The organism is Microbacterium gorillae (assembly GCF_000826185.2).
GTDB lineage: Bacteria > Actinomycetota > Actinomycetes > Actinomycetales > Microbacteriaceae > Microbacterium > Microbacterium gorillae.
The window spans coordinates 828,559-855,029 of the sequence record NZ_LN648875.1; the positions used below are offsets into that span (position 1 = coordinate 828,559).

Below are 26,471 nucleotides of genomic sequence, written 5' to 3' on the forward strand. Positions count from 1 at the left end.
CTCGCGTCAGGCGAATTCGACGACGGTGCGCAGCGCCTCACCGGAGGCCATCGCGGCGAAGGCGTCCTCGATGCCGGAGAGGTCCGTGACATCACCGACGAGCTCGTCGAGCCGGATCCGGCCGGCCAGGTACAGCTCGGCGTACAGCGGCACATCGATGCGGAAGCGGTTCGACCCCATCAGCGAGCCGACCAGGCGCTTCTCCTGCACGAGCGAACGCGCCGGCAGTTCGATGCGCAGGTTCGGGTCCACGACGCCGATCACCGTCACCGTGCCACCCGGACGCAGCGCGCCCCAGGCGTCCTCGATCGTCTGCTTCAGGCCCACGGCCTCGAACACGTGATCCACGCCGCCCTCGGACAGCGCGCCGATCGCTTCGGTCAGCGTGGTGTTCGTGGTGTTGACCACGTCGGTGGCACCGAACAGCTTGGCCTGTTCCAGCTTGGAGTCCACGCGGTCCACGGCGATGATCCGACGCGCTCCGGCGAAGCGCGCCGCCTGGACGACGTTCAGTCCGACGCCACCGCAGCCGATCACCGCGACGTCCTGTCCGGGGCGCACCGGGGAGGTGTGGAACACGGCACCGAAACCGGTGACGACCGAGCAGCCCAGCAGCGCGGCGGTGCGCATCGGCATGGCCGGATCGATCACGGCGACGGCGTGCTCGTGCACGACCATCTCCTCGGCGAACCCGCCGATGCCGGCGAGGGAGTTGATCTCGCCGTCCGCGTCGGAGAACCGTGGCGCCTCATCCGCGGAACGGAAGCGGGGCTTGGCCGTGCAGCGTGCCGGCGTTCCACTCACGCACGAGCGGCACTGGCCGCAGAAGACCGAGTTGCAGGTGACGACGTGGTCACCGACGCGCACTCCGGTGACGTCCGGCCCGACGGCCGTGACGACCCCGGCGGACTCGTGACCGAGGATCATCGGCGTCTGCACCGGCAGCACACCGCGGAAGTAGTGCAGGTCGCTGTGACAGACGGCGGCCGCGACGGTGCGCACGCGCACCTCCTGGCCGATCGGGTCGGCGACGACGACCTCCTCCACCGCGAGCGGCTCGCCCGCACCGCGGAAGACCGCGGCCCTCATGCGCCCGCCCCCGCAACGCTCAGGTAGCCGGACGGGACCGAGATGGACTTGATCTCGAGGTAGGCCTGGAAGCCCTCCACGCCGAACTCCCGGCCGATACCGCTCTTCTTGAAACCGCCGATCGGGGCGATCAGCCCCGCGCTGGCGCCGTTGATGAGGTACTGCCCGGTGCGGACGCCACGAGCCACGCGCAGCGCGCGGTCGAGGTCCTCGGACCAGGCGGCACCGGACAGGCCGTACTGCGAGTCATTGGCGATGCGGATCGCTTCGGCGTCGTCATCGAACGGGATCACGACGATCACCGGACCGAAGATCTCCTCCTGCGCGACCCGCATGCCGGGGTCGACGTCGGAGAAGACGGTCGGGGCGACGAACCACCCCGTGTCCGGCACCGCGGCGTCGTTGCCGCCGGTCACGAGTCGGGCACCCTCACCGCGCCCGACGTCGATGTACCCGCGGACCGTCTCACGCTGGCGTGCGCTGACGAGCGGCCCGAGTCGGGTCGCGGCGTCGAACGGGTCGCCCAGCGGGAGTGCGGCCGCCGCGGCGCCGAACGCGTCGACGAACTCGCGGTACCGCGAGCGCGCCACCAGCACGCGCGTCTGCGCCGTGCAGGTCTGACCGGTGTTGGCGTAGGACGAGGCGATGATGCCGGGGACCGCGCGGTCCAGGTCGGCGTCCGCGAGCACGATGGCGGCGGACTTGCCGCCCAGCTCCAGGCTGACCCGTCGGATCGCCAGCCCACACGCCGACGCGATGCCCGCGCCGACCTCCGTGGACCCGGTGAAGGAAACCTTGTCGACACCGTCGTGCCGCACGAGTGCATCCCCGACGCCCGGACCGGACGACACGATGTTCAGCACACCGGCCGGCAGCCCCGCCTCCGCGGCCACCTCACCGAAGACCTGCGCGTCCACCGGAGTGTCCTTCGAGGGCTTCAGCACGACGGTGGACCCGCTCGCGAGCGCCGGAGCGACCTTCAGCATCGCGCCCGTCTGCGGGTAGTTCCACGGCACGATCGCCGCGACGACACCGACCGGCTCGCTGCGCACGATCGCGTCACCGTTGCGGCCGGCGCGAACCTGCTCGAAGCCGTAGCTCTCCGCGATGTCCGCGTAGAAGTCCAGCATCTCGCTCGGACGCACACTGTGGATCGTCCGGGACAGCGTGATCGGCGACCCCATCTCGGCCGTCACCGTCTGCGCCACGCTCTCGGCGCGGTCACGGTACGCCGCCGCCATTCGCCGCAGCACGGCGGCCCGCTCCGGTCCGGACATCTGCGGCCACGGACCCTCATCGAACGCCGTGCGTGCGGCTTGCACGGCCCGGTCGGCATCTCCCGCCGAGGCGGACTGCACCTCGCCGATGTTCTGCTCGGTCAGGGGCGAGACGACCGTGAGCGCGGGCGCTCCGCCGGTCGCCGCGGTCCACTCACCGTCGATGAAGAGTCCGTTGTCCTGCAGCATGTCCGTCATTTCTCCGCGTCGTCGTTGCGTGCTCGGGTTCAGCCCATGAGGGACTGGTACTCGAGGAACTCCTCGATGCCGTACCGGCCCCACTCGCGGCCGATGCCGGAGAGCTTGAATCCGCCGTGCGGAGCGTTCTTGTCCAGCGGCTTGCCGTTGATGCGGACTCGTCCGGTCCGGATCCGCGTCGCCACCGCGCGGGCGTCGGCGGGGTCGCCCGCCCAGACACCGCCGGCGAGACCGTACGGGGAGTCGTTCGCGATGCGGATCGCGTCGTCGACGTCCTCGAACGGGATGACGCTGATCACCGGGCCGAAGACCTCTTCGCGAGCGATGCGCGAGTCGTTCGTGGTGGAGAAAACCGTCGGCCGGATGAAGTACCCGTCCTCGAGGTGCTCCGGCTGCTCCGCGCCTCCGGTGACGAGGCGGGCTTCGCCGGACGCGACGGCATCCTCGATCATCGAGCGCACCCGATCCCGCTGGCGCGCGGTCTTCACCGGGCCGAGCGTGGTCTCCTCGGCGAACGGATCACCGATGACGAACGACTCGGCCTTGCGCGCGAGCAGTTCCTCGGCCTCGGCGAGGCGTTCGCGCGGAACGAGGACGCGCGAGAGCGAACCGCACACCTGACCGGCGTTGCGGAAGGCGTCCTCGACGGTGACGCCGATCGCCTCCTCCAGCGGTGCGTCGCCCATGATGATGTGCGCGGACTTGCCCCCGAGCTCCAGGTGCACGCGCTTGACCCCGCGCGCCGCGAGCTCCATCACGCGGCTGCCCGCGCCGACGGAACCGGTCAGCGAGACCATGTCCACATCCGGGTGCAGGACGAGAGCCTCGCCGACCTCGGGGCCGGTGCCGACCAGGAAGTTGAAGACGCCGGCCGGAACACCGGACTGACGCACGATCTCGGCGAAGATGTAGCCGGACAGCGGCGCCACCTCGCTGACCTTGACCACGACGGTGCAGCCGGCGGCCATGGCGGCACCGGCCTTGCTCACGATCGAGCGCAGCGGCGCGTTCCACGCGGTGATCGCCGCGACGACACCGGCCGGAACGCGGCGGACGGTCGCGCCCCCGCGCTGCTCCTCCCACGCGATGTCATGCAGGTCCTTCGCGATCATGCGCAGTTCGTCCACGGCACCGATCACCTGGGCGACACGGGCGTGCTTGCGCGGGTGTCCGACCTCCGTGGAGATCGTGTCGGTGACGTCGTCGATCTGCGATTCGAGCAGGCTCGCCATCTTCTCGAAGTACATGCTGCGGTCCTCGAGCGAGCTGCGGCTCCACTCGTCGAACGCGCCACGGGCGGCCGAGACGGCGGCGTCGACATCGACGTCGTCGCACCGGGACACCGTGGCGATCACCTGCTCGGTGGCGGGCGCGATGACGTCGATGTCACACGGTCCGTGCGCGGGGATCCAGCGACCGCCGACGAAGATGTGGTCGTGCTTGTCGTACTCCATGACTGCCTTCAGTTTCCTTTCCGGTGACGCGGTGCGTCAGGTGTGATCGAGAGTTCAGACCGCTGCCGCGGCGTTCGGGACGAGACCGGCGTCGATGATGATCGTGCTGATCTCGGCGGCGCACGCCTTCACGCGGTCGATGATCTGACGCGCCTGGGCCTTGGTCAGCGGCTGCCGCCGGCCCCACGCGGACAGTTCGAAGACCATCTCCCCGCCCACCACGATCGGGGCGGAGACGAAGCGCAGATCGATTTCGCCGGTGACCTCGTCGACGGACGGGTTGTACGCCGCCGCGTGCTCATGGACGAGGTCGAGAGGCACGTCCAGCGAGAGCACGTCGAACAGCGGCGCCTGGCTGTCGACCGGGCCGACCGCGTACACCGCCCCCTCCGCCTCGACGCGCTCGAGCAGCTCGGTCGCGGCTCCCGCGCCGAACTTCTCCGCGGCACGGGTCAGCCAGCGGCGCCGTTCCGCCTCGTCGCGGTGGACTGCGAACAGCGCTCCGGTCGGCGGCGCGAACGGCCAGCGCTGACCGACTCGCGTGATCATCTCCGGGCGCACCAGGGGTCCGGCGGTCGCCGCGATGACGAGATCCTCACCCGCGGTGCAGACGGCGCTGACCTCGGCGTCGAGATCGCCGGCGAGCCGTTCCATCGCGCCGCGCGCGACGTCCACGAACCGCATCTGCGAGGCCAGGCCGGCATCCGCTGAGGCGAGCGAGAGCGGGATGAAGGCGCCGTAGCCACCGCGGAAGAACAGCAGCGGGTTGGTGGTGCCCTGCATGTCGAGGTTCAGCACGCGGCCGACCACGATGTCGTGGTCTCCGCCGGGGTGGATCGCCTCGGTCTCGCACTCGATGTACGCCAGCGCCTCCTCGAGCACCGCGTGGCCGCGCTCGGTGATCCGCAGCGGAATGCCCTCGAACTTGTCGCTCTTCCGGCTCGCCACCTGGCGGCAGACGTCCTCCTGGTCCGCGGAGAGGACGTTCACGCAGAACGCCGTCCCGGACTCGCGGATCGCGCGCCAGGAGCCGGAGGTGGACGTCGCGAAGAACGCCACCAGCGGCGGATCGATGGACACGGAGGCGAAGGAACCGACGGTCATACCGACGACCTCACCGTCGGTGACCGCGGTGATGACGACGACACCCGTGGGGTATTGACCGAGCGTGCGACGGAAGTGCATCGCGTCGATGACGGGGACCGGCTGGTCGCTCATGATCTTCTCCTTCACGCCGTCGGCAGCGCGGCGAGGTAGGCGTCGACGAGCAGATCGAGCTCGTCGTCGGTGCTGGTCAGAGCCGGTGCGAAGACGATCGTGCCGGTCGCGGGGTAGGCGCGGCCGATGATCCGACGCTCCTGCAGGGTGGCGAGCATCGCGGACGCCGCAGCCGAGGGCGAGACCCCGTCGGTGACGTCGACGGCGACGAGCAGGCCGAGCTGGCGGACGTCCGTGATCCGGTCGTCCGTGCGCTGCGCCTCACGGAACCGCGCGGCGACGTGGGCGCCCTTGCGGTGCACCTCGTCGACGACGTTCTCCGCGGCGATGATGTCGAGCGTGGTCAGCGCGGCGGCGCAGGCCGCCGGGTGCGCTCCACCGGTGAAGCCGTGGCTCAGCGGGCGGTCTGATGCGGCCAGCCGCGCGTGCACGCGGTCTCCGATCGCGGCCACGCCCATCGGCGTCGCGCCGTTGTTGATGCCCTTGGACATCGTCATGATGTCGGGCACCACACCCCAGTTGTCGATGCCGAACATCTTCCCGGTGCGACCGAAGCCGCAGACGGTCTCATCGACGATCAGCAGCACGTCGTACTTGTCGCAGATCTCACGGATCCGGGCCCAGTAGTCCTCGGGCGGAATGACGAAGCCACCCGGCGCGGAGATCGGCTCGGCGAGGAACGCCGCCACCTTGTCGGCACCGATCTCCAGGATCTTCGCCTCGAGCTCAGCGGGCCCGTCGACGTCGGCACGCGGCTGCGAGATGTGCGAGATGTTCTCGTCGAGACCGCCCAGTCCCTGCCAGTTGCTCGGCAGGCCACTCATCTTCGTCGTGGTGAGCGTCATGCCGTGGTAGCTCTCGCGACGGCCGATGATGTGGATCTTCTCGGTCTTGCCCTCGAGGCCGTTCACCAGGCGGGCGAACTTGATCGCCGTGTCGACGGCCTCGGAGCCACTGGAGGCGAAGAAGAAGTGGTTGAGGTCGCCCGGGGTGAGCTCAGCGAGCCGCGTCGCGAGCTCGGAGACCAGGGTGTGCCCGCCCCCGTAGTACAGGCTGGCGAAGCTCACGCGACCGAGCGCCTCGGCGACGGCGGCCGCGATCTCCGGACGGGAGTAGCCGAGGTTGACGTTGATCTGCCCCGCCGCGGCGTCGATCCATTCGTCGCCGTTGACGTCCCACATCCGAATGCCGGAGGCGCGCTCGATGATCCGCGCATTCTGCGCGGAGTGCGAACCCATCAGTGTCGAGGGGTGCAGGACGTGCGCGACGTCACCCTCCACTGCGCTGTCGATAACCAGGTCACGCGACATCGTGTGCCCCTTCCCCTGCCGCCGTCGGCAGAAATGTCTTGTGGATCTTTTCCGGGTCACCCTCAGGGAAGATGACCAGCACTGCGACCGAGGAGTCCTCGGTCCGCATGGCGTGGGAGACGCCGCGCGGGATGTAGATGGCGTCGCCGCGGGAGACCGGGCGGGTCTCGTCGCCGACGGTGACGATGCCGGAGCCTTCGAAGATCATGTAGATCTCGCCGACGTTGTCGTGCAGATGGGCGGGGTGGATCTCATTGGGACCCATCCGGTACATCGCCATCAGCAGGTCCGGGCTGCCGCAGATGGGCTGCTTGATCAGGCTGCGGGACATCGCCTGGTCCTCGGCCACCGTCACGCCGCTCAGGGCGCGCTCCGGCGCGGTGTAGACCGAGGTGAAGTGCACCTCGCCGAACGGTGAGCTGGTGTCAGTCATGCGCATTCCCGTCTTCGCGTGCGGCGCGGTGCAGGTCCGTACCGCGGATGGTCTCGGCCAGCGCCTGGCCGATCGCCAGGACGGTGTCGTCCTCCCCGGCGCGACCGACGATCTGCACGGCTGCCGGAAGGGGGCCCGCCATCGCCAGCGGGACCGTCAGCGACGGCAGACCGAACAGCGAGATCGGGGTGAGGAAGCGCGGGTCGCCCGTCGACGCGAGGCCGAGGGGTGCCACATCCGGCACCGTCGGGGTGAGGAGCACGTCGACGTCGGCCAGCATCCTGGCGAAGTCGGCTGCCGCGACGGCGCGCGCCCGCTGAGCGCGCAGGTAGTCCGGGGCGGAGATCCGCCGACCGATCTCGATGAGCGTGCGCAGGCGCGGACCATACTGGTCCTCGGCTCCGGGATAGCGCTCGGCGTGAGCCGTCGCGATCTCCACCGGCAGGATGAGCGTGCCCGCCGCGACGGCGGCCTCGAACGAGGTCGGCAGGGTGAGCGCGCGCGAGTCCCAGCCGTGTTCGCCGACGAGGTCGATCACGCGAGCGAGCGCGGCCAGCATGCCGGGCTGCGCGTCGGTGAAGTGACGATCTGCGATCCCGAACCGCACCGGTGCGGTCCACGCCTCGGCCTGCGGCCGTCCGGCGGCGACCGCGAACGCGGCCGCGATCAGGGCCGGGTCGGACCCGAGGATGCCGACGTGGTCCATGCTCCAGCCGAGCGGCAGGACGCCCTCGCGGCTGAGGGTGTCGTAGGTGGGCTTGAAGCCGTAGACGCCGCAGTACGCGGCGGGACGCAGGACCGATCCGGCCGTCTGCGTGCCGAGCGCGAGGTCGGTGTGTCCCGCGGCGACCGCCGCCGCCGAGCCGGAGCTGGAGCCACCGGGGGTGCGGTCGAGGTCGAGGGGGTTGCGGGTCGCACCCGGGTCCGCGGAGGCGAACTCGGTCGTCACCGTCTTGCCCAGCACGATCACGCCGGCCGCGCGCAGCGATGCGACCACGGGCGCGTCCTGGTGCGGCTCGAAGCCCTGCAGGATGCGCGAACCCGCCTCCGTGCGGAATCCGTCGACGTGGATGATGTCCTTCACGCCCAGGGTGACCCCTGCCAGCGGCAGCGCGTCGCGCTCGGCCGGCGCCAGCGCATCCAGACGTTCGGCTTCGCGTTTGGCCCCCACGACGTCGAGCTGCACCCACGCGTGGACGCTGTCCTCGGACGCCTCGATGGCGGTCAGACGGGTGTCCAGCGCAGCGGTGACGCTGTCCTGCACCGTCGCGGAAGCGCTCATGCCGCCACCCCGGCTCGGGTCGCCGAGAATCGCAGCGCCGGATCGCTGCCGGCCGGCAGGTCCGCGGATTCCAGAACGGCCTGCGCGCTGCGCACACCGCTGGTGAAGGACTCCCAGTACGCCGGCTCGACCCCGGCGGGCGCGCCGTCGTCAATGGTGTTCATCGGACACCGGACGGGGCCGCAACGTCTTCGAGAACCGAACGCGAGTCGCCGTCGGCGAAGTGCGGCATGACGCGGTCTGCGAAGAGTTTGAGGCTGGACGTCTGGTGCTCGAAGGTGAGCAGCGGCAGCGACCAGTACATGATCAGATGCTCGATGCCGAGCTCGCTCTCGTAGCGCTTGAGCTTCTCGGTGACCGTCTCCGGCGAGCCGACGAGGATGAGGTCCTTCGACTGCATGAAGTCGTACCAGTCCATCGCCTCGAGCTCGGGCGTGAGCTCCTCGAAGCTCGCGAGCATCCGCGGGCGCGCCAGTCCGGGCGCCCCGAAGACCTTGGGGAAGAACGCGTTCAGCACGGGTCGGAAGACCTCTTCTGCCTCGCGGTCGGTCCGCGCCACGAACGTGGGGCGCATCATGGCCAGACGCGAGTTCGCGCCGGCGGGCAGCGTGCCCGCGGCGGCGGCTTCCCGCGCCGAAACCCGGTACGCGTCCCAGACCTCACGTGCGGCCTCGAAGGACACGCACCAGTTGACCGCGCCGACACCCGTCCGGCCCGCGAGCTGATGGGAGGAGACGGAGTCGATCATCGTCCACGACGGCGGAATCGGCTTCTGGTACGGCGTGGGGATGCCCTTCAGCGCGACCATCGTGGCGTCATCGCTGTAGATCGCGGGGTCCCGGAACTCCACGGGGATCGCGCTGGCGTCGAACGGGTAGGGCAGCTGGAAGAACTCGCCGTGGTGGGAGAAGGGCTCCCCCGACCAGAACTTCTTGATGACCTCCCACGACTCCCACATCATCCGGCCGCTGCCGGCGGCGTGGTCGCGATCGACGTGCGGGGACGGGTCGAAGTGCGAACTCGCCTTCGGGTTGAGCCCGCGCATGAAGCCGAAGTCGAGGCGGCCGTGGGAGAGGTGGTCGATCGTGGCGGCGTCTTCGGCGACGCGCAGCGGGTGGTGGGCGGAGAGGTTCACGCCGCACTGCCCGATCCGAAGCTTCGTGGTGAGGGCGGCAGCGTAGGCGCCGAAGATGAGGGGGTTCGTCGGGGTCGGGGTGACACCCACGTCCCACGCGAAGTGGTGTTCAGCGGACCAGATCCCGGTGTAGCCGGCCGACTCGAGGAGACCGGGCAGCTGCCGCCACTCCTCGACGTACGGGTAATTGCTCACATCTCCGACATGGGCCAGGATGCCGCTGTCAAACCTCACGTCGATCCCCTCTCAGGAGTTGTCCCTAAATACGACTTCTACGTCGTATTGACAGACAGTACGTCTCGCGAGCCGCAGTGTCAACAGATTTTGCGGCGCGATTCGCTACCTAACATTCTACCCGCGCACCTTTTCTTGTCCAGAGGCGTTATCTGCCCCTCGCTGGCATGCCACTTCCGATATGCCCGCCGGGATAAAGAATCCATATATACGTCACGCAGGCCGTTATTATGTACACTGAACGGCAGCCGGCGCGTGCAGTCGGCCGGAGAACGGACGAGAAAATGACGGCAACGACGCCACCAGCCCTTGAGGGCATCACGGTTCTGGAACTGGGCCAGGCCTACATGGGTCCGTACGCTGCGCTCCTGCTGCAGCGGCTCGGTGCCACCGTCATCAAGGTCGAAGCACCGACGGGCGAGACCTACCGCCGCCCGACCGCGCGCAAGGCGACCGAGGCGATGCAGTTCTCCATGCTCAACGCCGGCAAGCGCAGCCTCTCGATCGACCTGAAGACCGATGAGGGAAAGCGCGTCTTCCACGACCTCGCCTGCCAGGCGGACGTCGTGATCCAGAACTTCGCCCCGGGCGCTTTCGAGCGTCTGGTCGACGTCGACGAGCTGATGCGCGCCAACCCGCGACTGATCGTCGCGTCCGGCAGCGGCTACGGCAGCACGGGTCCGTACAGCGGCATCCGCGCGATGGACCTCACGATCCAGGCGATCGCGGGTGTGATGTCCACCACCGGCTTCGAGGACACCGCCCCGGTTCGCACCGGTCCGGCGGTGGTTGACTTCCTCGGCGGATCACACCTGTCCGCCGCGATCATGGCCGCCCTCATCCAGCGCGGCAGGACGGGCCGCGGACAGAAGGTCGAAGTCGCCCTGTACGACGCGGTGCTGCCGTCCCTGGCCTCGAACATCGGCGGGTGGATGGACAGCGACGGCACGATTCCGGAGCGCACCGGCAATCGCCACGGCGGATTGTCGGTCGCTCCGTACAACGCCTTCCCGACCGCCGACGGCTGGGTCGCGGTGCTCTGCCTGCACGACCGGCACTGGGGAATCCTGTGCGACATCATCGGCCGGCCCGAGCTCGCCGTCGACCCCGCGCTCTCGACCAACGCGGCCCGCGCGGCGGACATCGATCTGACCGACGGCGTCGTGGAGGCCTGGACGCGCCAGCACCCCACGGCCGAGATCGTGGCGGCCCTGAACGACGCCGCCATTCCGTGCGCTCCGGTCCTGTCACTGCAGGAGGTCATCGACAGCCCGCAGACCCGCGAGCGCGGCATGCTCGTCCAGCACTCGGACGCGGAGCGTGACTGGTGGGTGCTCGGCAGCCCCCTGCGCCTGACCGACACCCCGGCACCCGAAGCCCCGCGACCGGCCCGGCTCGGACAGCACAGCCGCGAGATCGTCGGCGAGATGCTCGGCCTCGATGAGGATGCCCTGGACGCCCTGGTCGACGACGGCGTCATCTTCGATGAGACGACCGCCCGACCGCCCCAGCCCGTTCGCCTGGGCTGAGCCCGGACATGACGATGCCCGCCGCTTTCGCGGCGGGCATCGTCATTCGTGCTTTCAGGCCTTCTTGCGCCAGCGCTCGATGTGCTTGAGCAGAATCGCGCCGATCTCTTCCCGGCGCGGCTCGGCATCGGCGATCTTGCCGGTGATCGTGATGGACCCGACGACGTCGCCGGCGCGATCCGTGAGGGCCGCGCCGACCGCGTAGCGCGTGCGCTTGTTGTAGGCCAGGCCTGTGGCGCGGATGTCGTCGTACTCCTGCAGGAAGGCGTCGACGAGCTCCTCACTCTCGTGCACGTGCCGGCGCAGGAACGCCTGGCGCTGCGTCTCCGGCATCGCCGCGAGCAGCGCCTTGCCTCCGGCGGTGTCCAGGACCGTGCGCCGAATGGTGTTCTTCAGGCGGAACCCGTCCAGGGAGTCCGAGCCGGCCTGAGCGACGTAGATGAGGCTGTCGCCGGCCTGCATGCCGAGGAACACCGCTCCCCCGGTCTCCTTCTGCAGCTCGTCGAGATCATGCTGGGACACGTGGCCCGGGCGCATGCTCCCGTCGGCGATGGTGAGCCCGTAGACGGCGGGGCCGATGTAGAAGCGGCGGTTGTCCTCGTGCAGCCAGCCGGAGGCGACGAGTCCGCGGATGAAGCCGTGCACCGAACTCTTCGGAACGTCCATCCGTCGAGCGAGTTCGGCGAACTGCAACCCGGGGCTGTAGACGACCTCTTCGAGGATCTGGGTCACGCGGTCGATGGTGCGGTGGTGCTGCGGCGCACCCGATCCGCGCTTGGTCGTCTCTGCCGACCCGCTGTCTTCCGCCACTGTCTGCATCCTTTCCCCCGTCTCGAGCGGCCCGGTATCGCTCGTGGCGATCGCACCGCTTCGTCCGGTAATCCGTAATTGCGGACAACACTATCGGATGAATTCCGGGCGGGGTGGGACCTCCGTAGGAGGATTTCTCCGCAACCGAGCAGGGGAATCCTCCTACGGCAGCCGGATCAGCCCTCGTGCTGAGAGATGTCGATGCCGAGCAGGTCTTCGTAGACGCGCATCACGACGGTGTGGTCGAGCTTGCCGCGATCGCCGCCGAGCGCGAAACGCATCTGCGTGTGGACGTCCGAACCGATCGGCGTCGGGATCTTCAGATCGTCGGACAGCTCCAGGAACAGCTGCGCGTCCTTGTAGCCGAGGTCCAGGGTGAAGTCCGGGTCGTCATAGCGACCGGCGAGCGCGCGGTTGGCGAGCACCTGGTACATCATCGAGTTGCCACTGCTCTGGCTGATCGCGTTGTGCAGCACCTGAGCGTCGATGCCGGCCGAGACACCGACCGCGAACGCCTCAGAGGCCGCTGCCGTGTACGCCTGCGCGAGGTAGTTGTTGACGATCTTGACGACCAGGCCGTTGCCGATGCCGCCCACGTAGAAGACCTTGTCCGGGTCTCCCATCGTGTGGAAAAGCTCGCGGTGCCGCTCGAAGACCTCCGGGTCACCACCGACCATCATCGCCATCTCGCCGCGACCGGCCTGGTCCGCGCTCGTGCTGATCGGGGCGTCGAGCATGTCGATGCCCGCCGCGGCGAGCTTCGCGGCGATCGCGCGCGTGGAGGAGACCGACGTCGTGGACAGGTCGATGTAGGTGGTTCCGGGCTTCGCGTTGCCGAGCACGCCGTCCTCACCGAGGGCGATCTTCTCCACGATCGACACCGCGGGCAGGGAGGTGAGGATGACATCCGCCGCGGCGCACAGCTCCGCGAGACCGGACCGCGTGGCGCCGAGGGCCTCGACCCGGGCAACCGCCTCATCGTTGAGGTCGAAGACGCGAATGTCGTGGTCGGTCTGCCGCAGGAGGTTGGAACAGATGGGGCCGCCCATGGTGCCGACGCCGATGAAACCGATGATCACGAGTTGTCCTTAATTACGTATTGATGTGTGGATATAGGGAACCTAATGCGTAGACTGACGCAACACAACCCTCGATCGGAGAACTGACATGGATGTCTTCCCCCTTCCCCCCACCCGCCTCTCGTCCCCGGCGTGGTTCACCGGCGAGGTCTACACCGACGTCGTGCTGGACGGCGTGAGCCCCTCCATCATGCGGGCGATGTACATCCGCTTCGCGCCGGGTGCCCGGACCGCCTGGCACAACCACGGTCGCGGTCAGACGCTGCACGTCACCGAGGGACGGGGCCTCATCCAGACCCGCGATGGCCTCGTGACCGAGATCAACGCCGGCGACATCGTGCAGTGCCCGCCCGGTGAGTGGCACTGGCACGGCGCCGCACCGGACAGCTTCATGACGCACCTCGCCCTGTACGAGACGCCCGGCGAGGGCGACCTGCCGGACGAGATCGGTGACCTCGTCACCGACGACGAGTTCAACGGCCCCCGCGCGCGGCGTTGACCGTGGCCGTGAATCTGGTCCTGCTGCACGGCGGCGGACAGGGCAGCTGGGTCTGGGACGACCTGATCGCCGCGCTGCGCCTGCAGGCGGGCGACGAGGTCAACGCCGTGCCGATGGATCTGGCCGGGTGCGGTCTCAAGCGCGACCGCGATGTGTCGGAGATGTCCACCCTCGACGTCGCACGCGAGTTCGTTGAAGAACTCGATGCGGCGGGGCTGCGCGACGTCGTGCTGGCCGGGCACTCCGGCGCCGGGATCACGATCGCCGCGGCGGCCGCCCTGCGTCCGGATCTCATCCGGCGCTACGTGCACATCTCGACCATCGTCGCTCCGCCGGAGGTCACCCTCATGGAGTTCTTCCTGAGCGGGGTCGCGGACATGGAGTACGGAGACTTCCACGCCCAGGCGCGGGCCTCGATGTGCAACGACATGACTCCCGACCAGGCGGATGAGTTCCTCGGCAAGCTCGGCTTCGACGCCTGGCCGACCGAGGCTGTCATGCTGACCGAGCGCGACTGGGCGTACGACCACCTGGCGACGACGGACACCGCCTACGTCATGTGCCTGCAGGACCGCTGCCACACGATCGCGTGGCAGGAGGAGTTCGCCGAGCGCGTGCACGCGAGCCGTATCCACCACATCGACGCCGGGCATCAGGTGATGAACACGCGCCCGCACGCCCTGGCGGAGATCCTCCTGGCCGAGGTCCGCCGCTGACGCGCCGCGGACCTCGGCAGCGGGTCAGGCCGGGCCCACCTGGATCACGGTGCGGCCGAGGTCCGGGCCCGCGGCGATGTAGTCGAACGCAGCGCGCACGTCGTCCAGCCCGAAGGTGCGCGCGACGCGCGGCGTGAACCGCCCGTCGGCGGCGCGGTCCAGGATGTACCGGATCGCCTCTTCGCGCTGCTCGCCGCCCACGATGTCGAACATCGTGTAGCTCGTGACCGTGAGACCTTTCCCGATGAGATCCTGCGGCGGCAGCACGCCGGGTTCACCCGCGAGCATGCCGTACACGACGATGACCCCACGAACCGATGCCGCCGCGGCCGCGTCAGCGAGGAACGGGCCGTTCACCGGGTCGTAGGTGACCCGGACGCCGACCCCACCGGTGATCTCGCCGACCCGCGTCACGTAGTCCTCGGTGTCGGTGACGATGACGTCGTGCGCGCCCAGCTCCCGCAGGCGATCAGCCTTGTCCGCGTGGCGCACGACGGCGATCGGGTACGCGCCGCGATCGCGCACGATCTGCATCGCGGCCAGGGCGATGGCCGAGCCCCCGGCGGGCAGCGACACATAGTCGCCGGGCTGAACACCTCCCGCGTGGATCACACCGTACGCGGTGAGGAACGGCACCCACAGCGCCGCCGCCTCGGCCGCAGAGAGCGTGTCGGGGTACTCCACCAGCGCGTCGGCGGGCGCCAGCGATTCGTCGCCGACGCAGCCGTAGCGCTCCTCATCCCAGGGACCGATCGGTGCAACACGGCGACCGATCCAGGACGCGTCGACGCCCTCGCCGACCGCTTCGACGACACCGGCGACCTCGTACCCGAACCGGGTCGGCAGGGTCGGCGGCGTCGCGAGCGGAGCACCGCTGTGCTCCTGCCCGCGCAGGAACGGCAACTGGTCCCTCGTGAGACCGGCGGCCTGGACGCGCAGCCGCACCTCGCCCGGTCCCGGGTCCTGGCGCGGAACCTCATCGAGAGAGAGGTTCGCCGGACCGCCGAATTCGTGAAGCCGTACCGCTCGAACCATAAGATTCTTCCCAACTCTGCCGAATGATGTGTTCATATATACGTAGTACTTTCCGCGTGTAGGAATCAAGGGGCCGCGTCGCATTCATCGCGACGCGCGTTCGAACACGCGGCTCAATGAGGAGAGGCAAGACGGAATGACCGACACCACGACGATCGCGAGCACCGAGACCGGTGCGTGGAGTTACAGCGAGCCGGAGGCGCAGGGGGTGTCGTCCGAGCAGATTCTGGCCTTCCTCGACGCGGTCGAAGAGTTCGGCAGCGAGCTGCACAGCCTCATCATCCTCCGGCACGGCACGGTCATCGCGCGGCGCTGGTGGCACCCGTACCGGCCGGAAGCGCCCCACAATCTGTACTCCCTGAGCAAGACGGTGACCTCGACCGCGATCGGTTTCGCGGTCAACGAGGGTCTGCTGAAGGTCGATGACCGCGTCGTCGACCTGCTGCCCGACTACGATCACTCCACCGCCGGACCGTACGTCGAAGACCTCACCGTGCAGCACCTGCTGAGCATGAGCATCGGCCACCGCGGCGCGATGTGGGAGGACCGCGACCGCGGCGATGACTGGGCGAGCGCCTTCTTCCGCATCCCGATCGAGGACGCCCCGGGCACGGTCTTCCGCTACGACAGCGCGAGCTCCTACCTGCTCTCGGTGATCATCACGAAGCTCACCGGCCAGACGGTCGCCGAGTTCCTGACGCCGCGCCTGTTCGACAAGCTCGGCTTCGAGGGCTGGATCTGGGACCGTTGCCCCGCCGGCCTGTCGCTCGGTTCCTCAGGCCTGAGCCTGCGCACCGACGACATCGCCCGCCTCGGCCAGTTCTATCTGGATGAGGGCGTCTGGAACGGCGAGCGTCTGCTTCCGGCGGAGTGGATCCAGGCCGCGACCAGCGCACAGGTGCAGCAGCGTCCGCCGTGGGGGCCGCTGGAGCTCGGCGCCTTCCCGGAGATCGAGAAGGAGCCGGACCCCGCTCGGCAGCTCGAGCTGCTGCAGCAGGTCAGTGACTACTACCAGGGTTACGGCTACCAGATCTGGCTCACCCGAAACAACGGCTACCGCGCGATCGGCTACACGGGCCAGTACTGCCTCGTGCTGCCCGAGCACGACATGGTCATCGCGATCACCAGCGAGACCGAGGACACCGAGGACGTCCTGTCCGAGATGATCTACGCGCACCTGCTGCCGAAGCCGGGAGCCGAGGCGCTGCCGGCAGCGCCCGAGGCCGCCGAGCGGCTGCGGACGCGCCTGACCGAAGGGCAGCTCGCGGGACCGGTGGGCGCGAAGACCACGGCGACCTCGGAGGCGATCTCCGGACGGACGTTCGCTCTTGACCCGAACCCGTTCGATGCCACCGGGCTCACGCTGACGTTCGGGGACGACGGCGCCGCCTTCGCTCTGACGGTCGGCGAGGTCGAGCACGTCATCCACTGCGGCTACGAGGCCTGGATCGACGGCGGCACTCGCATGCCGAACACTCCGCCCGGAATGAAGCCGTCCGACGGGCGCCTGCCGAAGGTGGCCGCAGCGGGCGCGTGGACGAGCGAGAACACGTACGAGATGCTGTGGCGCTTCTACGAGATGCCGCACCACCTGCGCGTCACCTGCACGATCGACGGCGACGCGATCACGGTCGAGAACGCCAAGAGCATGCACGCGTTCATCCCGGTCGCCGAGCTGTTCGGAGAGAAGGAGCCGGTCCTCACCGGAACCCTCTGAGGACGGCGAACGACGGAGGGGCTCACGCGGCGACGCGTGAGCCCCTCCGTTCGTTCCGAATCAGCGCCGGTCGAAGCTCACCCGAGCATCCACGTCGTCCAGCGGTTCAGGATGGATGGCGGTCAACGCGTCGGCGACTTCACGCGCGGCGCGGCGACCGGACTGCACAGCGCCGCCGAGGCCGTCCTGCTCGCCGGTGTCCGCGCCGGCCCAGTGCAGGCGCCCGACCGGCTCGCGCACGTTCTTGCCCACGGTGCTGAGCACGCCGGGCGGGAGGTGCAGCGATCCGCAGCCGGCGGACCAGCCGTCATCGAACCAGTCGACGTAGTGGAACGCGGTGTAGTCGGCCGCCTCCGGACCGAAGTACTCAACGAGCTGCGCGATGTACGCCCGCTCCATGCGCTCCGGATCGCCGACGAGCTCGTCGAAGAAGAGCTCGGCGCTGCGCGGGTTGCGCGCCCAACGACCGGGTGAGACCGGCCGTCGGCCGCACAGGATGCCCTCGGTGGACCCGGGCACGGACACGTCCATGACGTACTCGGCGGGCAACGAGCCGGAGGCGACTCCGGACAGACCCTGCTCGCGCCAGAACGGCCGCTCGTAGATCGCGAAGAGCTTGGACCCGTGGTACGCCAGCCACCTGTTCTGCAGCGCCAGGCGGGCCGCCGGCAGCGCGGGGGCGATGGCGATCCGGGACACGATCGAGGGCTCCAGCGTCGAGATCACCCGATCCGCCGTGGTCGTCCCGCCGTCGTAGCTGACCCGTACGCCGTCCGGCCCCTGATCGAGCGCGCGCACGGCCGAGGACAGTCGGATCTCGCTGGTGAGGCCCGCGGCCAGACGCGCGGCGACCTCGGCCAGCCCCTCCGCGAATCGCATGTCGAAGCCGCCGAGGCCCTTCGTGGAGTTGTAGCGGGAGATCCGCCACACCATCGCGAGCAGCGAGATCTGCTCGGCGTCCACGGGGAAGTCCAACAGGATCCGCTCGCGCACGGCCGGCCGCGTCACGTTCTCGTTCAGCCAGTCGGCGAAGCGGGCGTCATCCCACACGCGAGCCCGCGGCGCCTCCCACGGTGCGTCCGCTTGAACCTCGGCCGCCATCTCCTCCAGCCGGGCGTAGGCGCTCACGTACTCCGCCGCCGATTCCGGATCCGTCTCGAACGGCGCACTCTCCTCGGTGCGCGTCCAGCCGGACACCCGCACGCTGCGGCCGCTGCGCTCCGGCAGCGGCACCGCGGACATCCCGAGCTCAGCCGCGAGGGCGAGCAGGTCGGTGTGGAATCCGCCGGTGAACTCGGCCCCGCGCTGCAGGACACGACCGCCGAACTCCACCGCCTGCACCCGACCGCCGACACGGTCGCGCGCCTCGAGCACCAGCACCCGCGGCACACCCTGAGCCTCCAGCTCCCGGGCCGCCGTCAGACCGGCGAGGCCGGCTCCGATGATCACCACGTCGTATTCGTTCACGAGAAACCTCCGCACACGCGACGCGGGATGGCGTCGTCGTCAACACCATAAAGGAAAGTCCATAAATCTGAACTCTTGTATGGCTATTCGAAGCTGGACCGATAGACTGCGGAGGACATCGACATTCGTCTGGCAAGGGAGCGGAACGTGATGCTGTCATCGTCCCGTCGCCCGCGGACCTCACGGACAAGCCCGCGCGCCGCGCGCTGACAGGAGGAGATCTCCCATGACAACCGCCATCCTCGGCTCCATTCTCCCGCTTTCCGGGGAGGGGCTGGACCCGCAGCAGGCCGTCCGCCTGGACGGCAACCGCATCGCCGAGGTCGGCGGCAGTGAGATCGCCGCCGACGCGACCGAGACGTTCGACTTCGGCGCGCGCAGCGTCCTGCCCGGCTTCATCGACGCGCACACGCACGGGATGTCCACCGTCATCGGTCGTCACCTCATGGTCGACTGCGTGACCGGCATCGATTCGCTGGCCGGCGTCATCGCGCGCCTGCACGAGAGCCTGGACCAGACCAACCACGCCGGCTGGGTCATCGCCCGCACGCTGTTCATGTTCGACGAGCTGTGGCCGGACGCGCACGACGTGAGCCGTCACGACCTGGACGCGGTGAGCACCACGATCCCGATCGCACTGCGCACCGGACACCTCAGCGTCATGAACACCGCGGCGATCGAGGCCCTGGGCCTGAATGAGATGCACGGCGAGATCCAGGGCAGCGGTGGCCCGGTCACGATCTACCGCGACCAGGACGGCTACCCGAACGGCCGCGTCACGAACTTCGACACCGTGATGCCCCTGACGATGCCGGACCGCGAGCTCGCCCGCGAGGCCCTGCGTGAGGGCCTGGTCCGCGTCTTCACGGCGCGCGGTGTCACGACGATGGCCGACATGACGGAGCAGCGCGCGGCGATCGACGGGTTCGTCGACCTCATCGATGAGGGCGCCGCCCCGATGCGCATCTACTCGTACCTGATGGCACCGCGCATGATGCCGCTGGCCGACGTGCTCCGCTGGCAGGAGCTCGGCATCGAGGAGCGCCCGGACCAGTTCGAGGTCCGCGGTCTGAAGATGTTCGCCGACGGCGGCTTCAGCTCGGCCGACGCCAGCACGCACTTCCCGTATCTCGACGAGGCGACGCACGGTCACGGCTACTGCGGCAAGCTCACGTTCTCCGATGAGGAGCTGCTCTACGCCTTCGAGGAAACGGCGAAGCGCGACATGCAGCTGTCCCTGCACGCCAACGGCGAGCCCGTCCAGGAGCAGATCTGCCGCATCGTCGCGGGATCGTCCGCCTACCCGGCCAAGTACCCGATCCGTCTGGAGCACGCGGGCAACTTCATGTGGAACGACACCACGCCGGACGTGTGGCGCAGCGCGGGTGCGATCCCGGTCACGCAGGCGATCTTCCTCCCGGCCCTGGGCGCGACCGTCCCGAAGCTCCTCGGCCCAAAGGCCGCCGAGCACGGCCGCTTCCCGTACCGCACGCTGCTGGATCAGGGTTGGCCGATGTCCGGCAGCTCGGACGGACAGTGGTCGGTCAGCGACGAGGTCTACAACCCGTTCCACAGCATGTGGTGCGTCATGAAGCGCGAGACGATCCACGGCGACATCATGGACCCGGAGGAGCGCCTCGACCTGGAGAGCGCACTGAAGGTGCACACCATCAACGGTGCCCGATCGCTCTCGATCGAGGACCGGGTGGGCACGCTGGAGCCGGGCAAGTTCGCCGACATCGTCGTGCTCGACCGCGACATCACGGACGGCGTGGACGCGGACAACATCCGCGACGTCCAGGTCGACTACGTCTTCTCGGACGGGCGCCTCGTCTACCAGCGCGAGGGTGCCGCGCCGTACACGACGCCGACCGCCTGATGGATCTCGAGCTCGACGGCCGCCGCGCGATCGTCACCGGCGCCAGCGCCGGCATCGGTGCCGCGGCGGCCGTGGCCCTCGCGCGCGAGGGCGCGCACGTCGCGCTGGTCGCGCGGCGCGCGGAGAGTCTGCAGGCGCTCGCCGACCGGATCGCGGATGACGGCGGGGTCCGCCCCGCCGTCATCGCGGGCGACATCACCGACCCCGACGGACTCGCCGCGATCATCGACGCCGCCACCGCGGCGCTGGGTGGTTGCGATGTCCTGGTCAACGCCGCCGGCGGGACCCGGCCGGTCAGCGCCACCGCGGACGAGTCCGTCTGGGACGAAGCCCTCCTGCTGAACTTCACTTCGGCTCGTCGGCTCGCGGAGGCGCTTCTGCCGAACATGCGGGCCGCGGGGTGGGGGCGCATCATCAACGTCACGGGCATCCTGGAACCGATCGGACTGAACGCGGCCGTGGCCGCGAAGGCGGCGCTGAAGCTGTGGTCGAAGGGCATGTCGCGCGACGTCGCGGCGGACGGCGTCACCGTCAACTGCATCGGCCCGGGACGCATCCTCACCGAGCAGGTGCGCGAGCGCGTCCATCCCACGGAGGAGAGCCGCCGCGACTTCGCGGCGCGCTTCATCCCCGCCCGGCGCTTCGGCGGGCCGGAGGAGGTGGCGAACCTCATCGCCTTCCTGGCATCGCCGCGCGCGTCCTACATCACCGGCACGTCGATCCCGGTCGACGGCGGCATGAAACGGAGCTGAGCATGGCACGACTGGACGGCAAAGTCGCCTTCGTCACCGGCACGTCGATCCCGGTCGACGGCGGCATGAAACGGAGTTGAGCATGGCACGACTGGACGGCAAGGTCGCGTTCGTCACCGGTGCCGCCGGCGGGATCGGCAGCGCGACCGTCGCTCGCCTGCTCGAGGAGGGCGCCCGCGTGGCGGCCGCCGACCTCGATCCGGACCGGGTCGCGGAGGTCCTCGGCGACGCGCCCTACGACCCGGACCGGCTCGTCGCGATCCGGTGCGACGTCGCGGACGCGGCCCAGGTGGAGAGCGCGATCGCGCAGGCGCTGGAGACGTTCGGGCGCCTCGACATCCTGTGCAACATCGCCGGCGGCTCGTCGACGAACGACGGCCGCGTCACCGAGGCGCCGGTCGAGGAGTTCTGGCGCGTGCTCGGCGTGGACCTGTTCGGGACGTTCGCGGTGTCGAAGTACGGCATCCCGGCCCTCATCGCGGTCGGCGGCGGCTCCGTCGTCAACCTGACCTCGGTCGCCGCCATCGCTCCCCTGCCGGATCGCAACTGCTACGCGGCGGCGAAGGGTGGCGTGGTCTCGTTGACGCGCGCGATGGCGTACGACTACGGCGCGGACGGCATACGGGTCAACGCCATCGCCCCCGGCACGACGCTCACGCCGCGCGTGGCGGCCTACTCGCACACCGACGAGGCCAAGCGCCTCGCCGCGCGCCACCTGGTCGGCGAGCTCGACCCGGTGGACGTCGCGAACGCGATCGTCTTCCTCGCGAGCGACGAGGCCCGCAAGATCACCGGCCAGATCCTGCCCGTCGACGGCGGTCTCACGATCTCCTGAGCTCCGGCCACACCCGAAGGGCGAGTCCATCCCGGACTCGCCCTTCGTCATTTCCCCCGCCCGTCGCTCCCATTCCCGTCACTTCCTCGCGCTCGAACCTGCCGCGTTTGAGAGCGACACGCAGATGCTCCCGAACGCGGCAGAAGTAGCGCGCGAGAAGTGCCGGAAGTGGGAGCGGAGAGAAGGGGAAACGACAGCGGCGCCGCCCGAGGGGCGACGCCGCTGATCGTGCGGAAGGGTCAGCCGACGACCCACTCGTTCCACTGCGCGAGGATCGGGTCGAAGTTCTTCTGGTACCAGCCCTCCGCCATCTGGATCCAGCCCTCACCGCGCAGCGACTGCTGCCACTGCTTCATCGAGTCCGGGATCTCGATCGGATCCTTGAGCATGAAGGAGACGTTGCCGGTCTTCTCCAGAAGGCCCTTCTGCCCCTCGCGGTCCTCGAGGATCGCCTTCAGGTACTGGTTGGCACCCCAGACGTTCGGGGCGTGCTTCGGGATGCCGAGGGCCGACATCGCCAGCACGCCGTCCTCCTGCACGAAGCGCAGATCGCGGGCGGGCTCGGCGGCGATGAGCCGGCGCGCGTTCGCCGCCGAGGTGAGCACCATGTCGCACTGCCCGGTGAGCACGTTCTGGCTCCCCTCCGCCGAGCTGCTGTACAGCAGGATGTCGTCACGGATGCGGTCGAGCTCGCCATAGGCGGCTTTGAAGTCGATCGGGTAGATGTCGTCCGCGGACTTGCCGAGCGACAGCATCGCCGCCTCCAGCGCGCCGTTGTACTGCGGCGGGGCGTTCTGGATGCAGCGCTTGCCCGGGTAGCCCTTCACGTCGTAGACGTCGGCGATGCTCGTCATCTCCTTGCCGACGGCCTCGGCGTCGTACGCCAGGCCGATCTGCCAGGTCCCGAAGCCGATGCCGTACTCGTTGACGGCGGCGTCCTGCAGGAGGTCCACGGGGACGACGTCGGTGTCGATCTTCTCCAGCAACCCCTGCTCGGCGGCCTGCTCCATCTCACCGATGCTGCAGAAGTGCCAGATCGACGGCGTGACGTTGTTCGCCTCGACCTGCTGCGCCAGGCGGGACAGACCGCAGTCCCCGGCCTGGCGGTCGATCTGCACGCCCTTCGCGATCATCGGCGCCCACAGTGTGGCGCGTTGCGCTTCGGAGAAGTCTTCACTGCCCTGGCCCCCCTCGAAGTAGACGAAGTCGAGCGAGTGCTCCCCGTTGCTCGATCCGGACGGGGAACAGCCGGCCAGGGCGAGCACGCCGACAACAGCGAGCATGACTCCGGCTTTCCGAAAACCTGCGGACATCTTTGTACCTTTCGATCGGTTTTCGCGCGATCCAGCGGACCGCAAAAGTTCGGGAATATGGACACGTATTTCTAGTTGCGACCCTATGGTCGTGGTTCCGGCCACGTCAACCCCGAAATCGAGCACGATCGGATCACGATTCGCGCGGGCTGTCCGAGACCTCCCGTGGTGCCCGTCGGACGAACATCACGATCACCAGCGGCACAACGGAGACGATCGCCGCGGCGAGGAAGGCCGAGCGCGCACCGCTCGCGTACGCCACGGGGTCCGGGGTTCCGGCGGCCTGCGCACTCGCGCTCACCGCGCTGTAGATGCCGACGACCAGGGCCGTCCCAGCGGCTCCGGAGAGCTGCTGCAGCGTGCTGAAGATCGCCGAGCCATGACCGTACAGCGGTGTCGGCAGCGACCCCAGCGCCGTCGCCATGAGCGGCGCGAAAAGCATGGCCATGGCCAGGCAGTAGGTCAGATGCGCGGCAATCACGGCGATGAGAGACGTGTTCTCGTCGAAGGTGGCCAGCACGAACAGGCATCCCACCGAGAGGCCCATGCCGGGCACCACCACCGGCAGCGGTCCGTACCGGTCGAACAGGCGGCCGACGAACGGCGAGACGGCCGCTTCCAGGAGTCCGCCCGGCATCAGCGCCAGCCCGGTGGCCAGAGCGGTGATCAGCAGGGAGCCCTGCAGATACAGCGGCAGGGTGTTCACCGAACCGAGCATGGCACCGAAGATCCCGACCAGGGCGAGCAGCGCCAGTGTGAAGTTGCGGTTGGCCAGCGGACGCAGATCGAGCAGCGCAGCCCCCCGCCGTCCTCGGGCGAGCTGCCGCCAGACGAACAGACCCAGGCTGAGCACACTCGCGCCCAGCACGATCACCGCCGCGAGCCCCGCCGGTCCGCCGGCACCGATGGCGTTCAGCGAGCCGAGGGCGTACACGAGACCACCGAAGGCCACCACCGACAGCGGGACGGAGAGGAGATCGAACGGTGTCACCCGTCGCGTACCCACGTTCGGCAGGCGCAGCAGACCGATGACCCCGGGAACGGCCACGAGCGGAATCATCGTCCAGAAGATGCCGTGCCAGCTCGCGAAGCTCAGGATGAGCCCGCCCACGGGCGGGCCGAGTGCGGGTCCGGCCGCCATGACGACGGCCACGAGGCCCATGACGGACCCTCGCCGTTCCACCGGCACCAGCGTCATCACCAGCGTGATCAGCAGCGGCAGGACGACCGCGGTGCCCACGGCTTGGACGACGCGCGCCGCGAGCAGGACGGGAAAGGCCGGGGCGAGAGCGGCCGCGACGGTGCCGAGGGTGAAGCTCGTCGTGGCGATCGCGAAGACGGTCCGCGTGGAGAAGCGATCGATGAGCCACCCGGTCGTCGGCAGCACCACCGCCGTGGTCAGCATGTAGCAGGTCAGCAGCCACTGGCCCGTCCCGGCCGAGATGGCGAAGTCCGCCATGATCGAGGGCAGCGCGACGGCGAGCGTCGTGTTGCTGAGGGACATGACGAACGCGATCGCGACCACGAGGCCGATCACGAGCCCGGGACTGCGTGGTGCGGTGCGGCTCTCCTCCGGCGTGACCCGAGGTTCGGAAACTGTCCGGTCGTGGTCCATGTCAGGCCATCTCCCGCGCCAACGCGCGCTCAAGGTCGTACAGCTCGCCGTCCGCGGCGGAGGCCTCCAGGCGGACTCCGGGGACGGTGCGGGCCAGGTCTTCACGCCGCGGATCGGTGATGAAATCGACCCAGGCGCCGTGCATCGTCGCGGCGAGCTCGCGCGGCGGGTGCTCCCCGAGCCGCTCCCGCACGCCAGGGGCGCCGAGCAGGTCCCAGGCGAAGGGCAGCTCCGCGCAGTGCGTGGCCAGACCGGCGACCGGGGAGCGCCGATCGAAGTCGTAGCGCCACGTGCGAGCGCGGTCCGAATGCCGGTCGCGAGCGGACGCGAGGCGTGCGACCGGGACGCGGTACAGGCGGTGCGACACCAGTTGCGCCAGACGCTCGGCGGAACCGGGCAGCGTCTCGTCATCGAGGCGCTCGGCGAGCGCGTCCGGGACGCCGGCGGAGCGCAGGGCCGCGCGCACGTCCACCCTGTCGAGAGCGGCGCCGTACCAGCGCAGGATGTCGCCCATCTCGTGGGCGTTCGCGCCGAGCAGCAGCGGCGTCTCGGCCGCGACCCCGTGCGACATGGCCTCCTCGACCGAGCACGGCAGGAGATCGTCGTCGAGAGCCGGACCGAGACTCGGCTCCACGGAGCCGTAGACCCACTGGTGAGCGAAGGCGGCCGGGTCCGGTGCCGTATCCGGGAGGGACGGCTCGACGGAGGCGACGAGCTCTCGCAGCCGCCCGGCGGAGACACCCGCCCAGCCGGACCGGGTGGGTTCGATTCCCGCGTCGTGCGCCAGTCGAGCGCCGAGGGCGGCGGCGTCCGCGGCCGTCCGCGTGAGTCCGTTGGCGGACTGCGCGATGACGCCGTTCAGGCGCCCGGCCAGGACCGGCGAGGTCATCAGCGCCAGCGCGGCCGCTCCCCCGGCGGACTGCCCGGCGAGCGTGATCCGGCGCGGGTCGCCGCCGAACCGTTCGATGTTGGCCTCGACCCAAGCCAGGGCGGCGACCTGGTCCCACAGACCGCGGTTCAGGGGTGCGTCCGCCATCCACGCGAAGCCGTCGACGCCCAGCCGGTAGGCGACGGTCACGACCACCACACCGGATCGCGCGAAGGAGCTCCCGTCGTACCAGGGGCTGACCGGCGAGCCCGAGGTGAAGCCTCCGCCGTGCAGCCACAGGAGAACGGGCAGGAGCGGACCGGACGAGGCGCCGGCGGGGGCGAAGACGTTCACGTTCAGCACGTCGTCGCCGGCAACGGCCTCCTCCGGGATCATCGTCGCCGCGTCCGCGTGCGCGAGCGGGGTGGGCCCGGGCCGGGTGGCATCACGGACCCCCGACCACCGCGTGCGCGGCTGCGGCAGCCGGAAGCGGAGGTCTCCGACGGGTGCCGCCGCATACGGCACACCGAGGTAGCTCGTCACCCCGCCACGGCGCAGACCGCGGACCGCGCCCGCCGTGGTCTCGAGGATCGGTTCGGGCGAACGATCCATGTCATCTCCTTCGGACCGGCCGTCGCTCATCCCCGCAGAGTTCGTGTATAAGGATGAATGTCCGTTTTATCAGACTCTATGAGAGGGTGCAGACGGCGTCAAGCAAGCGGTCGGC

Annotated in this window: 23 protein-coding genes; 7 read left to right on the forward strand and 16 right to left on the reverse strand. The window is 69.4% G+C overall.

Annotation, left to right across the window (positions count from 1 at the left end; genetic code table 11):
- Positions 1-6: 6 nt before the first annotated feature.
- Genes BN1193_RS13420 through BN1193_RS13455 form a run of 9 tightly spaced genes read right to left on the reverse strand, consistent with a single transcriptional unit; the run spans position 7 to position 9,630 of the window.
- Positions 7-1,089 (reverse strand): Zn-dependent alcohol dehydrogenase, encoded by a 1,083-nt coding sequence (locus BN1193_RS13420; RefSeq protein WP_040167314.1) that lies wholly within the window; start codon positions 1,087-1,089, stop codon positions 7-9.
- Entirely contained in the window at positions 1,086-2,564 is a 1,479-nt protein-coding gene (locus BN1193_RS13425; protein WP_230206504.1) for an aldehyde dehydrogenase, read from the reverse strand. The genes BN1193_RS13420 and BN1193_RS13425 overlap by 4 nt, the downstream gene beginning before the upstream one ends.
- 29 nt (positions 2,565-2,593) lie before the next feature.
- Positions 2,594-4,018 carry an aldehyde dehydrogenase family protein gene (locus BN1193_RS13430; protein ID WP_040167316.1) on the reverse strand — a complete coding sequence of 475 codons (1,425 nt, stop codon included), beginning with the start codon at positions 4,016-4,018 and terminating at the stop codon, positions 2,594-2,596.
- Between the two features lie 54 nt (positions 4,019-4,072).
- Positions 4,073-5,236, reverse strand: a complete 1,164-nt coding sequence (locus BN1193_RS13435; protein WP_040168336.1) for a flavin reductase family protein — start codon at positions 5,234-5,236, stop codon at positions 4,073-4,075.
- An 11-nt stretch (positions 5,237-5,247) separates the two neighbouring features.
- Positions 5,248-6,546, reverse strand: coding sequence for an aminotransferase family protein (locus BN1193_RS13440; RefSeq protein WP_052460779.1), 1,299 nt, complete (start codon positions 6,544-6,546; stop codon positions 5,248-5,250).
- Positions 6,536-6,979, reverse strand: coding sequence for a cupin domain-containing protein (locus BN1193_RS13445; RefSeq protein ID WP_195907868.1), 444 nt, complete (start codon positions 6,977-6,979; stop codon positions 6,536-6,538). The genes BN1193_RS13440 and BN1193_RS13445 overlap by 11 nt, the downstream gene beginning before the upstream one ends.
- Positions 6,972-8,261, reverse strand: a complete 1,290-nt coding sequence (locus tag BN1193_RS13450; protein ID WP_052460780.1) for an amidase — start codon at positions 8,259-8,261, stop codon at positions 6,972-6,974. The genes BN1193_RS13445 and BN1193_RS13450 overlap by 8 nt, the downstream gene beginning before the upstream one ends.
- Positions 8,258-8,425, reverse strand: a complete 168-nt coding sequence (locus BN1193_RS18060) for a hypothetical protein (protein ID WP_154670790.1) — start codon at positions 8,423-8,425, stop codon at positions 8,258-8,260. Before BN1193_RS18060 ends, BN1193_RS13450 begins: the two co-directional genes overlap by 4 nt.
- Positions 8,422-9,630, reverse strand: coding sequence for an LLM class flavin-dependent oxidoreductase (locus tag BN1193_RS13455; RefSeq protein WP_195907869.1), 1,209 nt, complete (start codon positions 9,628-9,630; stop codon positions 8,422-8,424). The genes BN1193_RS18060 and BN1193_RS13455 overlap by 4 nt, the downstream gene beginning before the upstream one ends.
- 284 nt (positions 9,631-9,914) lie before the next feature.
- Here BN1193_RS13455 and BN1193_RS13460 point away from each other — a divergent pair, with 284 nt between their 5' ends.
- The gene (locus BN1193_RS13460) at positions 9,915-11,159 is read left to right on the forward strand and encodes a CaiB/BaiF CoA transferase family protein (RefSeq protein WP_052460781.1); all 1,245 of its coding nucleotides are present in this window, start codon (positions 9,915-9,917) and stop codon (positions 11,157-11,159) included.
- A 54-nt stretch (positions 11,160-11,213) separates the two neighbouring features.
- Here BN1193_RS13460 and BN1193_RS13465 read toward each other — a convergent pair whose 3' ends face one another.
- Positions 11,214-11,969: an IclR family transcriptional regulator gene (locus tag BN1193_RS13465; RefSeq protein ID WP_230206505.1), complete on the reverse strand. Its 756-nt coding sequence runs from the start codon at positions 11,967-11,969 to the stop codon at positions 11,214-11,216.
- A gap of 176 nt (positions 11,970-12,145) precedes the next feature.
- Positions 12,146-13,048 carry an NAD(P)-dependent oxidoreductase gene (locus BN1193_RS13470; protein WP_040167323.1) on the reverse strand — a complete coding sequence of 301 codons (903 nt, stop codon included), beginning with the start codon at positions 13,046-13,048 and terminating at the stop codon, positions 12,146-12,148.
- Positions 13,049-13,136: 88 nt separating this feature from the next.
- On the opposite strand from BN1193_RS13470, the gene BN1193_RS13475 reads away from it, so the two are divergent.
- Both BN1193_RS13475 and BN1193_RS13480 read left to right on the forward strand, forming a co-directional pair.
- Positions 13,137-13,547, forward strand: a complete 411-nt coding sequence (locus BN1193_RS13475) for a cupin domain-containing protein (RefSeq protein WP_040167324.1) — start codon at positions 13,137-13,139, stop codon at positions 13,545-13,547.
- A gap of 2 nt (positions 13,548-13,549) precedes the next feature.
- Complete coding sequence (locus BN1193_RS13480; RefSeq protein ID WP_040167325.1) at positions 13,550-14,263, forward strand: alpha/beta fold hydrolase; 714 nt, start codon at positions 13,550-13,552, stop codon at positions 14,261-14,263.
- A gap of 24 nt (positions 14,264-14,287) precedes the next feature.
- On the opposite strand, the gene BN1193_RS13485 is transcribed toward BN1193_RS13480, so the two are convergent.
- Entirely contained in the window at positions 14,288-15,298 is a 1,011-nt protein-coding gene (locus BN1193_RS13485; RefSeq protein WP_040167327.1) for a zinc-dependent alcohol dehydrogenase family protein, read from the reverse strand.
- Between the two features lie 136 nt (positions 15,299-15,434).
- Between BN1193_RS13485 and BN1193_RS13490 the strand changes: the two genes are divergently transcribed.
- Positions 15,435-17,015 carry a serine hydrolase domain-containing protein gene (locus BN1193_RS13490; RefSeq protein WP_052460783.1) on the forward strand — a complete coding sequence of 527 codons (1,581 nt, stop codon included), beginning with the start codon at positions 15,435-15,437 and terminating at the stop codon, positions 17,013-17,015.
- Between the two features lie 60 nt (positions 17,016-17,075).
- Here BN1193_RS13490 and BN1193_RS13495 read toward each other — a convergent pair whose 3' ends face one another.
- Positions 17,076-18,482 (reverse strand): flavin monoamine oxidase family protein, encoded by a 1,407-nt coding sequence (locus BN1193_RS13495; RefSeq protein ID WP_040167329.1) that lies wholly within the window; start codon positions 18,480-18,482, stop codon positions 17,076-17,078.
- A 226-nt stretch (positions 18,483-18,708) separates the two neighbouring features.
- On the opposite strand from BN1193_RS13495, the gene BN1193_RS13500 reads away from it, so the two are divergent.
- From BN1193_RS13500 to BN1193_RS13510, 3 genes are all read left to right on the forward strand, one after another.
- On the forward strand, positions 18,709-20,361 hold the full coding sequence (locus BN1193_RS13500; protein WP_040167330.1) for an amidohydrolase: 1,653 nt from the start codon (positions 18,709-18,711) through the stop codon (positions 20,359-20,361).
- Positions 20,361-21,113: an SDR family oxidoreductase gene (locus tag BN1193_RS13505; protein ID WP_040167331.1), complete on the forward strand. Its 753-nt coding sequence runs from the start codon at positions 20,361-20,363 to the stop codon at positions 21,111-21,113. Before BN1193_RS13500 ends, BN1193_RS13505 begins: the two co-directional genes overlap by 1 nt.
- 82 nt (positions 21,114-21,195) lie before the next feature.
- On the forward strand, positions 21,196-21,948 hold the full coding sequence (locus tag BN1193_RS13510; RefSeq protein WP_040167332.1) for an SDR family NAD(P)-dependent oxidoreductase: 753 nt from the start codon (positions 21,196-21,198) through the stop codon (positions 21,946-21,948).
- Positions 21,949-22,187: 239 nt separating this feature from the next.
- Here BN1193_RS13510 and BN1193_RS13515 read toward each other — a convergent pair whose 3' ends face one another.
- The 3 genes from BN1193_RS13515 to BN1193_RS13525 form a co-directional block, all read right to left on the reverse strand.
- On the reverse strand, positions 22,188-23,231 hold the full coding sequence (locus tag BN1193_RS13515) for an extracellular solute-binding protein (protein ID WP_040167333.1): 1,044 nt from the start codon (positions 23,229-23,231) through the stop codon (positions 22,188-22,190).
- A gap of 163 nt (positions 23,232-23,394) precedes the next feature.
- On the reverse strand, positions 23,395-24,876 hold the full coding sequence (locus BN1193_RS13520) for an MDR family MFS transporter (RefSeq protein WP_040167334.1): 1,482 nt from the start codon (positions 24,874-24,876) through the stop codon (positions 23,395-23,397).
- Position 24,877: 1 nt separating this feature from the next.
- On the reverse strand, positions 24,878-26,356 hold the full coding sequence (locus tag BN1193_RS13525; RefSeq protein WP_052460784.1) for a carboxylesterase family protein: 1,479 nt from the start codon (positions 26,354-26,356) through the stop codon (positions 24,878-24,880).
- Between the last annotated feature and the right edge of the window lie 115 nt (positions 26,357-26,471).

Excerpts from the sequence above, each read along its gene's own strand:
- BN1193_RS13505 (WP_040167331.1), top strand. The coding sequence starts at position 20,361 with ATGGATCTCGAGCTCGACGGCCGCCGCGCGATCGTCACCGGCGCCAGC.
- BN1193_RS13475 (WP_040167324.1), top strand. The coding sequence starts at position 13,137 with ATGGATGTCTTCCCCCTTCCCCCCACCCGCCTCTCGTCCCCGGCGTGG.
- BN1193_RS13460 (WP_052460781.1), top strand. The coding sequence starts at position 9,915 with ATGACGGCAACGACGCCACCAGCCCTTGAGGGCATCACGGTTCTGGAA.
- BN1193_RS13440 (WP_052460779.1), bottom strand. The coding sequence starts at position 6,546 with ATGTCGCGTGACCTGGTTATCGACAGCGCAGTGGAGGGTGACGTCGCG.
- BN1193_RS13420 (WP_040167314.1), bottom strand. The coding sequence starts at position 1,089 with ATGAGGGCCGCGGTCTTCCGCGGTGCGGGCGAGCCGCTCGCGGTGGAG.
- BN1193_RS13510 (WP_040167332.1), top strand. The coding sequence starts at position 21,196 with ATGGCACGACTGGACGGCAAGGTCGCGTTCGTCACCGGTGCCGCCGGC.
- BN1193_RS13500 (WP_040167330.1), top strand. The coding sequence starts at position 18,709 with ATGACAACCGCCATCCTCGGCTCCATTCTCCCGCTTTCCGGGGAGGGG.
- BN1193_RS13525 (WP_052460784.1), bottom strand. The coding sequence starts at position 26,356 with ATGGATCGTTCGCCCGAACCGATCCTCGAGACCACGGCGGGCGCGGTC.
- BN1193_RS13490 (WP_052460783.1), top strand. The coding sequence starts at position 15,435 with ATGACCGACACCACGACGATCGCGAGCACCGAGACCGGTGCGTGGAGT.
- BN1193_RS13520 (WP_040167334.1), bottom strand. The coding sequence starts at position 24,876 with ATGGACCACGACCGGACAGTTTCCGAACCTCGGGTCACGCCGGAGGAG.
- BN1193_RS13425 (WP_230206504.1), bottom strand. The coding sequence starts at position 2,564 with ATGACGGACATGCTGCAGGACAACGGACTCTTCATCGACGGTGAGTGG.
- BN1193_RS13435 (WP_040168336.1), bottom strand. The coding sequence starts at position 5,236 with ATGAGCGACCAGCCGGTCCCCGTCATCGACGCGATGCACTTCCGTCGC.
- BN1193_RS13485 (WP_040167327.1), bottom strand. The coding sequence starts at position 15,298 with ATGGTTCGAGCGGTACGGCTTCACGAATTCGGCGGTCCGGCGAACCTC.
- BN1193_RS13430 (WP_040167316.1), bottom strand. The coding sequence starts at position 4,018 with ATGGAGTACGACAAGCACGACCACATCTTCGTCGGCGGTCGCTGGATC.
- BN1193_RS13515 (WP_040167333.1), bottom strand. The coding sequence starts at position 23,231 with ATGCTCGCTGTTGTCGGCGTGCTCGCCCTGGCCGGCTGTTCCCCGTCC.
- BN1193_RS18060 (WP_154670790.1), bottom strand. The coding sequence starts at position 8,425 with ATGAACACCATTGACGACGGCGCGCCCGCCGGGGTCGAGCCGGCGTAC.
- BN1193_RS13445 (WP_195907868.1), bottom strand. The coding sequence starts at position 6,979 with ATGACTGACACCAGCTCACCGTTCGGCGAGGTGCACTTCACCTCGGTC.
- BN1193_RS13450 (WP_052460780.1), bottom strand. The coding sequence starts at position 8,261 with ATGAGCGCTTCCGCGACGGTGCAGGACAGCGTCACCGCTGCGCTGGAC.